The organism is Salinisphaera sp. SPP-AMP-43 (assembly GCF_049568105.1).
Lineage (GTDB): Bacteria > Pseudomonadota > Gammaproteobacteria > Nevskiales > Salinisphaeraceae > Salinisphaera.
In genome coordinates this window covers 230,620-242,713 of record NZ_CP145335.1, presented here as the reverse complement: position 1 = coordinate 242,713, position 12,094 = coordinate 230,620, and the positions used below count along the sequence as shown (strand labels likewise).

9 protein-coding genes are annotated in these 12,094 nt (G+C 54.9%); 4 read left to right on the top strand and 5 right to left on the bottom strand.

The features are described from left to right. The first annotated feature begins 1,206 nt into the window (after window positions 1-1,206). Window positions 1,207-1,638 carry a potassium channel family protein gene (locus V5738_RS01020; protein ID WP_423822533.1) on the top strand — a complete coding sequence of 144 codons (432 nt, stop codon included), beginning with the start codon at window positions 1,207-1,209 and terminating at the stop codon, window positions 1,636-1,638. Between the two features lie 126 nt (window positions 1,639-1,764). Here V5738_RS01020 and V5738_RS01015 read toward each other — a convergent pair whose 3' ends face one another. Beyond that, the gene (locus tag V5738_RS01015) at window positions 1,765-2,280 is read right to left on the bottom strand and encodes an aminoacyl-tRNA deacylase (RefSeq protein ID WP_423822532.1); all 516 of its coding nucleotides are present in this window, start codon (window positions 2,278-2,280) and stop codon (window positions 1,765-1,767) included. 466 nt (window positions 2,281-2,746) lie between these two features. Between V5738_RS01015 and V5738_RS01010 the strand changes: the two genes are divergently transcribed. The 3 genes from V5738_RS01010 (at window position 2,747) to V5738_RS01000 (ending at window position 5,527) form a co-directional block, all read left to right on the top strand. Further along, the gene (locus V5738_RS01010) at window positions 2,747-3,202 is read left to right on the top strand and encodes a hypothetical protein (protein ID WP_423822531.1); all 456 of its coding nucleotides are present in this window, start codon (window positions 2,747-2,749) and stop codon (window positions 3,200-3,202) included. 585 nt (window positions 3,203-3,787) lie between these two features. Beyond that, the gene (locus V5738_RS01005; protein WP_423822530.1) at window positions 3,788-4,438 is read left to right on the top strand and encodes a hypothetical protein; all 651 of its coding nucleotides are present in this window, start codon (window positions 3,788-3,790) and stop codon (window positions 4,436-4,438) included. Between the two features lie 657 nt (window positions 4,439-5,095). After that, window positions 5,096-5,527, top strand: coding sequence for a hypothetical protein (locus tag V5738_RS01000; RefSeq protein ID WP_423822529.1), 432 nt, complete (start codon window positions 5,096-5,098; stop codon window positions 5,525-5,527). Between the two features lie 822 nt (window positions 5,528-6,349). Here V5738_RS01000 and V5738_RS00995 read toward each other — a convergent pair. From V5738_RS00995 to hslV, 4 genes are all read right to left on the bottom strand, one after another. Continuing rightward, complete coding sequence (locus tag V5738_RS00995; RefSeq protein WP_423822528.1) at window positions 6,350-7,402, bottom strand: acyltransferase family protein; 1,053 nt, start codon at window positions 7,400-7,402, stop codon at window positions 6,350-6,352. Between the two features lie 179 nt (window positions 7,403-7,581). Beyond that, the gene (locus V5738_RS00990; RefSeq protein ID WP_423822527.1) at window positions 7,582-7,941 is read right to left on the bottom strand and encodes a gamma-butyrobetaine hydroxylase-like domain-containing protein; all 360 of its coding nucleotides are present in this window, start codon (window positions 7,939-7,941) and stop codon (window positions 7,582-7,584) included. 2,128 nt (window positions 7,942-10,069) lie between these two features. Continuing rightward, the gene (hslU, locus tag V5738_RS00985; RefSeq protein ID WP_423824219.1) at window positions 10,070-11,407 is read right to left on the bottom strand and encodes an ATP-dependent protease ATPase subunit HslU; all 1,338 of its coding nucleotides are present in this window, start codon (window positions 11,405-11,407) and stop codon (window positions 10,070-10,072) included. Window positions 11,408-11,465: 58 nt separating this feature from the next. Beyond that, window positions 11,466-12,008, bottom strand: coding sequence for an ATP-dependent protease subunit HslV (gene hslV / locus V5738_RS00980; RefSeq protein WP_423822526.1), 543 nt, complete (start codon window positions 12,006-12,008; stop codon window positions 11,466-11,468). Window positions 12,009-12,094: the final 86 nt, after the last annotated feature.

Genomic DNA, 12,094 nt, shown 5'->3' with positions numbered 1-12,094 from the left:
CGCAGGGTCTACGGCAACCCTCGTTCATCAAACACCCCGAAAGGATCTAGTCAAAGGACCTAGCGTTTAAACAAGCAACTGTTTTTATTAACTGTCTTATACGAATAACCAGCCTCACCCAATATTTTTCCGGCGTCTTAGATAACCGGAAATCAATCTCAGGGGCCGAGCTTCCGCTCGAATATTTAAATATTCAAGCCATTTCATACATGAAAAATTGAAATATTTTTGTTATAAAAACTAATTTAATTAACGCCATATACTCATACCGCAGTGAAATTGACTAATATTTAATTATTCTATATATATACATTGTAAAAAATTTTTACCAAAATGCTTTTCTTTTTTCTCAAAAACTTAGCAACTATTCGAAATCCATTTCGATTCTTTTTGTTCAACGTACATTCCACTGTGCAACGTCTTTTTGCTTGATAAAAAGGTGTAGAAAACCAACTCGGAAGCAACACCCTGCGTCATACGGATTACGTAAAATTTCCTATATAAAACATTTAAATACAATTAATTAAGCAAAATGGCCAACATTTGTTTTAATGCTTCTTTATACACACAAATATTTTTGATCCATTTTTCGATCCAGCGTTTGCCTAGGTCCGTCAGCAAGACAACTCCAACGAGCTCGCGCACGAAAATCAGCATCTGTTAGCGTTAGATCCAGATGACCAGTTCGCTGAACGGCGTAAACCACTGCATATTGAATAAATCGCCGCACTCGAAACTGACCTTCGGTCATTTAAAGAGTGTAATTAACTGCCCACCCCAGGATTACAGGCATTTTTTTACTCCAAAAAGAACTGGGCAGACTGGAAAGGTCCTGCCAGCAAAACCCATACGCCGCGACGGCATGGCGACCCTGCATGCTCAGGCGAAGGCATCAAGGCCAGTCTGATAAGACTCGATCTCGGACCTGCTATAGTCTGATTTGAAAGCTTGCGAGGCCATACCGATAGCCGGGGAAAGCGCAACGAGCCTGCCTTGGCATAGCCCATTTCAAATATCGAGTGACTACTGTTGCTCGCGTCGACAGCCGCTTGTTGGCTCGCCAAGGTGGAGCTTGCTAAGACAGCCGGATCGGATCGTGCATTACCGTGGCTAACGGACGGCCACCGTATCGACGAATACGATTCAAAATAACGACGTCGCCCGGCACAAAATATCCATAGGCTCAATCAGCAGGGAGAACCGCTCGTGCTCGGCATCATTGCCGTCAACATCGTAGTCGTCGCGCTTGTTGTTGTTATTCATTATGAATTTTTGCACTGGCTCACGAGCTTATTGCCACGACTACCGATACGTCACCGCCCCCGTATCGTGCTGGGTGTCTTCGGCGCGCTTTGTGCCCATGCAATCGAAGTATGGATTTTTGCCATCGCTTACTATGGCCTGATCCACTGGGCCGGTGTCGGATACTTCGAAGGCCAGTTCAACGGCTCGTTGCTCGACTGCGCCTACTTCTCATTCACCACCTTCACCACGCTCGGCTTTGGCGACATCGAGCCGATCAAGGGCGTACGCTATCTCACCGGCATCGAATCGTTGACTGGCCTGCTGCTCATTACCTGGACCGCTTCGTTTCTGTTTCTGGAAATGCAAAGAAACTGGACCGACGGTGGCCGATAAACCGCGTTCGCGGTGCGTCGCTGGTTCTTCTACCAACCGAGACCGTAATCACTTGATCGGTACAACAAACCACAGCTTCGGGTCACAAAGGCCAGCGTACGGCCGGTTTAACATCGAACGAATGATTCAAAATTTCAGCAATATTGGATTGACCAGACGCTCGAACACGGCATAGGGCATTTGCACCACCTCTTCATGCGTGCCCGCATTAAACGCGATCATCTCGTCGGCCGTTAATTCGGGAGAGACAAACACTTCAAGGCCATAAAGATTTCCCATCGGTGGCATTGCCCCCACCTCGCAATCCGGAAACCGATCCTCGAATTCGTATTCCTTGGCCAAACGCACCGCTTTGGCTCCGACATCCTTGGCCAGTTCGTCCGGATGCACCTGCTTCGTGGCCGGTAGCACCGCAAGAGCCAAACGCCCATCGATATCGACCACTACTGTTTTAGCCAAGTTGCGACCACTAATATGCGTTGCCTGGGCAATCTCGGAGGCCGTCACCGCGTGTGAATGATGAACCAGGCTATATTTCACGCCCTCGTGATTCAGATAGTCGATCAGCTTCTGACTCGGCATTGTCGTACCCTGCCATGCACCGCCTCGCCGAGGCTTAGCGATCAGCTTGCGGCGCCCCATTCGGCGCGGGTTTGATCGGAATCAATTACCGTCGACCATGCAGTGACCACCAAACCGTTACTTTGTCTGGCGCAACCAGCCATTACCCACAACGGCCGCTTCCGTGTGGCCCAACACAATGTGCTGTCGGCTCTGGCGCCCGATTCTTCGCGGGTCGCGGGCCAAATATCGGCTCCGACGCCGCGTGGCGGGCGATACCTTTTGCGGTCAGGCACGCCATATAGTGGCCAATAGCCGGCCCTGCCTCTTTAAAGGCCGCCACTCGACCCGCTTCACGCCGCAATCCACCCCAGGCGCTCGACCGATCGCTGCTGATGCCTCAAGCACTGCATACCAAGGGCCGCCGTGCATTCGCCAAACAGCGATGACCCGCCGGCTATGCAAGCCAGCGCTGGAAATTTGTCTGCAATACACATAGCGTGCGCTCCGGATTTGCACCGGCCCACCGTCGAACCGAGATAGACCCATGAGTGAAGACGACTTGATCGAAGCCAGCCCCTGCAAACTGCGCAATGGCAATTGGGGCTGCAAAACCCAGCAACCTGTCGACATTGGTGACACGGTCCGCATCGTGACCCGCGCCAAGAAACAGTGGCGTGCGCAGATCACCCAGATCGTATGGACCGACGATCAAGTCTGCATCTGCGAAACCGCCAGCGAGAACAGCCCATCTGCACCCGCGCAAAGCACGTCGAAGGGCAAGACCGAATCGGTGCCAAAGCCCACCGCCCGAGATGCCAAGGTCACGGAAGATCCGGCCGCTTATGGCGGCACTCCGGCTTATAGCGCCGACATACCACCCACTGCTCAAGACGCACCAACTGAAGAGCTCGACGCCATGGCTGACCGTGCCGCCGAACAGGCCGATGAGTACGACGACCTAATGCACGCTTTCCAGGAATTCGAGCAGGACAAGCCGTAAAAAAAACTGGGCATGGGACTGATCACGCAGAACAGTTTTTTTTCAAAAACCTTAAAATGGAAATAATTATTTCCATTTTTTACTAGCGTTACAGTCTTTAGCGCTTTATTTTACATTATAAAATATAGTTAAATGACGTTTTATATTACAGTCTCAGTTTTTTACAAACAGAGACTTGCCAACTTCTTCCTTTAAACAGTGTCGAATTATATTACCCTCGAACAATAAATTGCCTAGCGATATTTAACCTTCCGCAATCTTTTCATGACCTTATGAAAATGGCCCGATTCTGGCGTTGTTCGTAGCGTCTACAACACAGAAAGGGGACACAACATGAATCACTCATCACGCCACTTCGCGGCGAAACTGGCGGCCACAGCTGGTCTAGTACTGCTGGCCACTTCGGCTTCGGCCACAGTCGTCAGCGGCAGCAGCAGCGGCTATGGCGCCAACGTCGACTTGAGTGGCGTTGTAGGCCTACAGGTTGGCCCACTGCCGAATAGCGCCTCGGGCTCGGCCCCGGCCCCATATGACACCAGCGACTCAGTCGCGAATGTTGATGTCGGCACCTTAGGGCTGTTGAATTTGAGTGCCAATGCGGTCTCAGGTCACGCACAATCGAATATCGATGGCCTCGCAGGCGACCGTTATGCTTTGGGCGAAAGCGAAATCGTGGGCCTGGCTATTAACTCGCCGCTACTCACGCTGACCGCCGATACGATCACCTCTTCCGCGAACATTAGCGGTGACTATGGCAGCATCGACCCCATGGGCAGCAGCAATTTGGCCAATGCTAGTCTGAGTGTCGCCGGCCAGACGATCGATCTGGATGCGAACGCCGCAGCGAATACGGCCATACTGCCCGGTTTACTTAACCCGCTCGGCCTGAGTCTGGTACTCAACGAGCAAACAATGAGTGACGACGGCAGTGGCAACGCTTCGATGATCACCAATGCCCTGCATTTAAGCTTCAACGATGCCCTGCTGGGCCTGGGCGTCTTAAACGGGGACATTGTGATCGGTCATTCTCAGGCATCGCTGTCTGCGATCGCTAACCCGGGTAATGGCGGCGGCGACAATGGGGGCAACGGCGGAACGCCTGAAGTGCCTGCGCCCGGTGCAAACTGGTTGTTCCTGATTGGCGGGCTAGCCCTGATCATGGTCGGAATGAAAAAACAGCAGCATCGCTTCGACGCCAGTGCCCCGATGACTCAGGGCCAGCTCATCGCCTCGTAACGCCGAGCTATCGGATGAAGGCTCCAACGCCGGCTGGGGAGGGTTCTCACCCCCTTCAGCCGGCGGGCTCGTTATCGCGACGGCGTTGTGTCGGCCCATAAACGACAACTTCGAAGCCGATACAAGAGCCGTCGCGCCGCGTCTAACCCTCGCTGGCCCTTAAAAGAGATAGTACTCAAAGCCACACGAGAAACGGGCCTTGCTCCGTTCGACTCTCGGCTGGCATGCACTGACCTACGGCAATACGACGCTAGGCGGCCCCTACCGACACAGCGCTTATCCGACCACGGCGGCAACGAAAGCGTCTGCATATGATGCGCATGAATCGATCATATGCACGAAGCCAGCGGTAATATCACAATTCGTATTGTGATTTCAGACGGTGTCGCCCCGCATCGGCATCTTCAATAGCTGAATATAAGATAAACTTGATTCAAACGAATAAATCAATAATATTTTTCATTACCTAGAATATTTTATTGGAAAACGATTAAAAGTATACGAGTGTATTTAGCACAATAACCAATTAAAAACAGACCTACTTTCGATCGCGATTCTTAAATAACTTACCGCGTTAATTAAATTTTCCAATCAAAACGATTGACTCGCCCCCCCTCCGAATTAAACTCTCGCGGTCTACAACGCGGGGGGAACGCAATGACACCGGGGGCCATCGAGTTGACGATAGGACAAATAATTCGACGCATTCCAGACCTTACAGCGTCCGGAATCGGCATCGACAATCCAGCGCCGGATCCCTTTGCACGGGCCCGGCAATTCGCACAGCAACAAAAATCGCTATTGGAAGGCCATGAAGCATTCCAGTTCGCTTTCAACTGGATCGCACATATCGATGCCAGCCCGACGATCAACCATAAATACAGCAGCTATGATCTGACGTTGATCGTGCACGAATCATATGGCCATACGACCAACGGTGCCCTGATCGCTGCTGCCATTCACAAAGGGTTCGCCTTCGAGCGCATTCTCGATACGCCGCATGTTCACTTCAATATGTGCAAGGCCTCGATCAAACGGATGAGCCGATTTATGGATACCAGCCCGCCGGCGCGCTTCGGCTTACATTAGCGGCTGTATCCATTGCTTCATGACTCAGCCCGGTTTGAGACAGAGCCTCTAGCACGCTAGGCATTAGGGGCCTATGCGCCGTTCAAAACCTCGGTGGCAGACGACCAATCCATAGCAGCGTCTTTGGGCACTATCGCGAATGTTGCGACCAGCACGTCACGGAGTACGGCGTGCTGCGTTTGCAACCGGCTTGAAACAGCACGCTGGTGGCCCAGGATGCTGCGCCAGACTTAAACGACATTATCAGTTTGGTATTCAGCGCTTCGATCAAACTGTCGCACGGCCTGCTACGTCCTAGCGGACAATTCTTGCCACCCGCGGCAGCAACATAGGCAGGCCCGATTGCGCACTGGGTACGTCATATCAAAACCGTCTGCTTTGGTTCGGACATAACGGCACCCCAGTGCGGCCGTTCATCCGCGAACAGTTGCGTCACGGAGTCACCACGCCGGCACCCAAATCGCCTATAGCACGCCCCAAATAGCGTGCAAACGATTCTGCATGAGCCCTACCGTGGCCGCGCTCAGAACGAGCGCAGTAGCAAACGCATCGGTACGCAAGCCCCAGCTTTCAATCAAAACGCCGCCCTCCGCACAATAGCTCGCTGCTACCTCTCATAAATTTATGCACAACAAGATTAAGTGCCTCGATCGCTTTCTTACTGGAAACTAGCCAATTCTTCACTATTCATTGCCCTACCGGTGTAGCAGCGCACCGAAAGTCGTTTAAAGCTTTAGAAAAGCTAATATAAGCTCAACGGCACCAGCATCGAGGGCATGATTCGAACTTTGCGATTCGCTCGCCGAATACACGACTTAACGATCAAGCCCTTAATAAAATATTTCTCGTTTTCCTGGTTAGCGGTAGCTCAATACAAACCGAGCATAGAACTGCCAAACCCAGTACAAGGCTGATAACCAGCAAAGCGCCTACATAGTAGGGCAATATCGCGAGCACGCCTGCCACCGCGAGGGCTTTATAGACAATGCCCGCGAAAAACAGATGCGACAAATAGATCGAGAACGATGATCGCCCTAGAAGCTTACCCAAACGTGGAATATAAACGGTGCCTTGCCGCTCCCAACTCACCATCCCGGTAATCAATAGCATGCTGGCGACACCGTAATATATCCTCGCCATGGCACCGTAACCGTCGATTAAGCCTGATACCTCGCTATAAGCCACAGCACCGAATGCCAAAACGCCAGCGAGAAGGATATAAAACCCATACTTGAGCTCGAATAAGGACAATAGATAGGCACAGACCATCCCCATAAAAAACTCAATATTAAACGCGGATAAAATAACCGGCGATTCGATATGTAGCAGGCCAAGATAGTTATTCGCTACTACAGCTGCCAACCATACGAACAAAACTGGCGTACCGACCCAACGATTAAGAATCAGCAAAGCAAACAGCAAGTAGAACAGCACCTCAAATTCTAGCGTCCAGGAGACCCCGATAATGAGATTGTTCATGCCTTGGGGCCAGAGTACGAACTGCTTCAGCAGATTTTCGACTCCGGGGAAAGAAGCGCTCGATACGAACGGAATAAGCACCATCGTAATAACGACCATGAACCAATAGAACGGATATATTCGAGCCGTTCTTTTTTTAATATAGTTCAGAACATGGCTCGGCTGCCCGATATCAGAACGGTGTATAAATAAAATAATGAAGCCACTAAGAACGAAGAAAAAATCGACGCCTGCATGACCAAAACCAGTCGCCTTGGAAAACGGCATAACACCGAAATTCTGTTCAAAATGGCGTGATATGTGATAGAAAACGACCATCAAGGCCGCAATACCACGAAACATTTCAACGCCATAAAATGTTTGCCCTCGTGGCTTAAAACGCTCTTTGCTGTTCATAAACGATAGTTCTCTACATGTCTTATTGCTTTATAAGACTTATCCACGGTCGCCAGAGCGAAAAAGCCGGCCCGAGTCGGGCGGCGCGGCGCGGCGCGGCGCGGCGCTACTAGAGTATTAGCCTAAAGCACAGCGGCCTAAATCAGTACATTAAACTCGATGGTCTGTGGGCTGGATATTCAATGCCAGAGCTTGTCCCGCGTTGCGCCGGCCTCTTCAAGCCGCTGTAGATAGGCCGCCCAGTTGGTTTCGTAATTCTCGCCCAGTTCGCGCAGCGTTTCCCATGAAAAGATGCCGGTATTATGGCCGTCATCGAAGTAGAGCTGGATCGCGTAGTTACCGACCGGCTCGATCTGTTCGACGCCGACATCCTTTTTACCGGTCACGAGCTGCATGGGCCCGCCATGGCCGCGGACCTCGGCCGAGGGCGAATAGACCCGCAAGTATTCCAGCGGCAGGTTGTAGGTTTTGTCTTCGAAGACGACTTCGAGGATCTTGGATTTCTGATGGAGGGTGATGTCGGTGGGCGCATCGGCCATGGCGGAGAATCCGTTCGGGCGTTGGGGCCCCAATGATCCGCGTGTGGGTGCATTAGAATCAACCATGCTGAAAGCTTTGCTACTGCCCGCAACACAAGAGATGAGCCCGCGAACCCACCTCGGTAACTGAACTCGTGAGCTCGATGTGATTGGGTGTTTCGCACTGCTGTGCGAAACCAGGATCTCACTCGACTCATAGCTGGAATCAATACCCCAGCCCCCGAGCAAAGTGTTTTAGGTTACTCACGAGCCAGCCGCGCCGGGCTATTTCGCGCTGATGCGCGAGCCACTTTTATTTGCCTTGCCCAAATAAAAGTAGCCAAAACAAAAGGCACCCTGTCTGGCGCCGATGCTTGCGCATCGGTGCCCTGCGCGGCTGCGGCCGCAAGCGGACGGCCGGAAACTCGCCGTGCTACGCACGACTCAGACATCCGGCCGTCTTTATCGCTTGCGCCCTCCACTGCTCGGCGCTGCGCCCAAGGGCTGGATACAGAGCGGGCCGGCGATACCGTGGATGGCCTGGTTTGTATTCCGCCCCGTGACGCGGCGACGCAGACGCGCAGCGGCGACGGGTGTCCGGCGCACAGCGCCGGTGCGGCCAGCTGTTTGAGCGTCGCCCAAGCGGCCCGAGTTCTGGCCGCATCCCGTGGCCGCGAGCATCGGAGTGCACCGGCGTAGCCGGCGCCGTGTTCGGGTGCCTTTTTCTTGGCTCCTTCTTTTGGGCAAGCAAAAGAAGGGGCTCGCACAGCAGTGCGAAACCGAGTTCTAACTCACCTCGTGGCTCAAATCAGATACGCCAAGCCTTGAACCCGAGTGCTTTGAACAACCCACGTGCCGGCCACACCGGGCTGTTTCGCGCTGATGCGCGAGCCACTTTTATTTGCTTGCCCAAATAAAAGTAGCCAAAACAAAGGGCACCCTGTCTTGCGCCGATGCTTGCGCATCGGTGCCCTGCGCGGCTCCGGCCGCAAGCGGACGGCCGGAAACTCGCCGTGCTACGCACGACTCAGACATCCGGCCGTCTTTATCGCTTGCGGCCTCCACTGCTCGGCGCTGCGCCCAAGGGCTGGATACAGAGCGGGCCGGCGATACCGTGGATGGCCTGGTTTGTATTCCGCCCCGTGACGCGGCGACGCAGACGCGCAGCGGCGACGGGTGTCCGGCGCACAGCGCCGGTGCGGCCAGCTGTTTGAGCGTCGCCAAAGCGATGCGAGTTCTGGCCGCATCCCGTGGCCGCGAGCATCGGAGTGCACCGGCGTAGCCGGCGCCGTGTTCGGGTGCCCTTTTCTTGGCTCCTTCTTTTGGGCAAGCAAAAGAAGGGGCTCGCACAGCAGTGCGAAACCGAGTTCTAACTCACCTCGTGGCTCAAATCAGATACGCCAAGCCTTGAACCCGAGTGCTTTGAACAACCCACGTGCCGGCCACACCGGGCTGTTTCGCGCTGATGCGCGAGCCACTTTTATTTGCTTGCCCAAATAAAAGTAGCCAAAACAAAGGGCACCCTGTCTTGCGCCGATGCTTGCGCATCGGTGCCCTGCGCGGCTACGGCCGCAAGCGGACGGCCGGAAACTCGCCGTGCTACGCACGACTCAGACATCCGGCCGTCTTTATCGCTTGCGGCCTCCGCTGCTCGGCGCTGCGCCCAAGGGACCCAATACAGAGCGGGCCCGCGATGTCGCAGTGGGTGCCTGTATTGAGTCCCGTGACGCGGCGACGGGTGTGCGGCGCACAGCGCCGGTGCGGCCAGCTGTCTGAGCGTCGCCAAAGCGACGCGAGTTCTGGCCGCATCCCGTCGCCGCGAGCATCGGAGTGCACTGGCGTAGCCGGCGCCGTGTTCGGGTGCCTTTTGTTTGGTTCCTTTATTTGGGCAAGCAAATAAAGGGACTCGCACAGCAGTGCGAAACCGAGTTCTAACTCACCTCGTGGCTCAAATCAGATACGCCAGATCCCAAGCCAAAGCGCTTTGAACAACCCACGGGCCAGCCGCGTGGGGCCGTTAGCTCTATGCCCCGAATTCACACGCCCCTATAAGGGATAGCGCGCCAACACCCATAAAAAAAGCCGGAGCAGGCTAATCCTGCTCCGGCCCCGAAAGCACAGGCTCGATGCTTTCGAACCGACCTGTCGACTACAGAATATAGCGCGACAGGTCTTCGTCTGCAGCCAGATCCTTGAGCTTGCCGTCGACATAGGCCGCATCCACCGTCAGCGTCTCACCAGCCTTGTCGGGTGCTTCGAAGGAGATTTCCTCCATCAAGCGCTCCATGATGGTGTGTAGACGCCGGGCACCGATGTTCTCGGTACCTTCGTTGACGTTGAACGCCATTTCGGCGATACGGTGTACGCCGTCATCGGTGAACTGGATGGTCACGCCCTCGACGTTCATCAGCTCGATGTACTGCTCGGTCAGCGAACAATGCGGCTCAGTGAGGATCCGTACGAAATCCTCGGCCTTGAGCGCATCGAGCTCAACGCGGATCGGCAGACGGCCCTGCAGTTCCGGGATCAGATCCGACGGCTTGGCGACATGGAAGGCCCCAGAGGCGATGAACAGGATGTGGTCGGTACGCACCATGCCGTACTTAGTCGAAACCGTAGAGCCTTCGACCAGCGGCAGCAGATCGCGCTGCACGCCTTCGCGGGAGACATCGCCGCCCGAACCGCCACCGGCATCTGAGCGTTTGCAGACTTTGTCGATCTCATCGATGAAGACGATACCGCCGTTCTCGACTTCGTGGATCGCCTGAGTCTTGATCTGCTCTTCGTCGACCAGCTTGGCAGCTTCTTCGTCGACCAGCTGCCGATAGGCGTCCTTGATCTTGATCTTGGACCGCTTGGTCTTGTTCTGCCCGCCCATGTTCTGGAACATGGATTGGAGTTGATTGGTCATCTCCTCCATACCCGGCGGGGCCATGATTTCGACGCCGCCCTGGCTCTGGCGCAGCTCCAGCTCGACTTCCTTGTCGTCGAGCTTGCCTTCGCGCAGCCGTTTGCGAAACACCTCGCGGGTTGCCGTGGATTCGGTGGCTTTGGAGGATTCGTCCCATTCGTTGTGCTGCGGCTTGGGCAACAGCGCATCGAGAACGCGTTCTTCGGCGGCGGTCTCGGCATCGTTCTGAACGCGCTTTTTGGCGGCCTCGCGCGTCATCTTCATGCCGACTTCGACCAGATCCTTAATGATCGAGTCGACTTCCTTGCCGACGTAGCCGACCTCGGTGAACTTGGTGGCCTCGATCTTGGAGAACGGCGCATTGGCGAGCTTGGCCAAACGCCGCGCGATCTCGGTCTTGCCCACACCGGTCGGCCCGATCATGAGGATGTTCTTGGGCGTGATTTCGCCGCGAATCCCCTCGTCGAGCTGCATACGACGCCAGCGGTTGCGTAGCGCAATCGCCACCGAGCGCTTGGCCTCGGCCTGGCCAATGATATGACGGTCCAGCTCGGCGACGATCTCGCGCGGTGTCATCTGCGCACGCGGCAGCGCAGTCTGGCCGCGGTCGGCTTCGATGGATTCAGAGGCGGTATCACTCATGGTCGAGCACCTCGACGGTGATGTAGTGGTTGGTATAGATGCAGGTATCGGCGGCGATATGCATGGCCTTTTCGGCGATTTCAGCCGCGCTCATATCGGTGTTTTCGATCAGGGCACGGGCCGCAGCCTGGGCATAGGAGCCGCCCGAGCCGATCGCCATGCAACCGTGTTCCGGCTCCATCACGTCGCCGTTGCCGGACAGCATCAGAGTCGCGGTCTTGTCGGCGACCAGCAGCAGCGCTTCCAGACGGCGTAAGGCGCGATCGGTACGCCAGTCCTTAGCCATGTCGACCGCAGATTTCACGAGCTGGCCGTTATGCTGGGAAAGCTTGGTCTCGAAACGTTCGAACAGCGTGAAGGCATCGGCCGTGCCGCCGGCAAAGCCCGCTAGGACGTTATCGTCGTACAGACGACGCACCTTGCGCGCATTGCCCTTGAACATGGTGTCGCCCATCGACACCTGCCCGTCGCCGGCCACAGCCACCTGGCCTTCACGGCGTACGGAAAGAATCGTCGTGCCGTCGAATTGTTTCACCGGGTCACCCCGTGTTGTGTCACGTGAACAGGGTTGTGGGGCCGGGCCTCACCCGATTCAAGCACCGACGCTGTTTCCGGTTCATC

What these genes read in the sequence shown, in the direction of transcription:
- V5738_RS01015 (WP_423822532.1), bottom strand. Translation starts at nt 2,280, where the DNA reads ATGGGGCGCCGCAAGCTGATCGCTAAGCCTCGGCGAGGCGGTGCATGG.
- V5738_RS00990 (WP_423822527.1), bottom strand. Translation starts at nt 7,941, where the DNA reads ATGGCCGATGCGCCCACCGACATCACCCTCCATCAGAAATCCAAGATC.
- V5738_RS01000 (WP_423822529.1), top strand. Translation starts at nt 5,096, where the DNA reads ATGACACCGGGGGCCATCGAGTTGACGATAGGACAAATAATTCGACGC.
- V5738_RS01010 (WP_423822531.1), top strand. Translation starts at nt 2,747, where the DNA reads ATGAGTGAAGACGACTTGATCGAAGCCAGCCCCTGCAAACTGCGCAAT.
- V5738_RS00995 (WP_423822528.1), bottom strand. Translation starts at nt 7,402, where the DNA reads ATGAACAGCAAAGAGCGTTTTAAGCCACGAGGGCAAACATTTTATGGC.
- hslU (WP_423824219.1), bottom strand. Translation starts at nt 11,407, where the DNA reads ATGACACCGCGCGAGATCGTCGCCGAGCTGGACCGTCATATCATTGGC.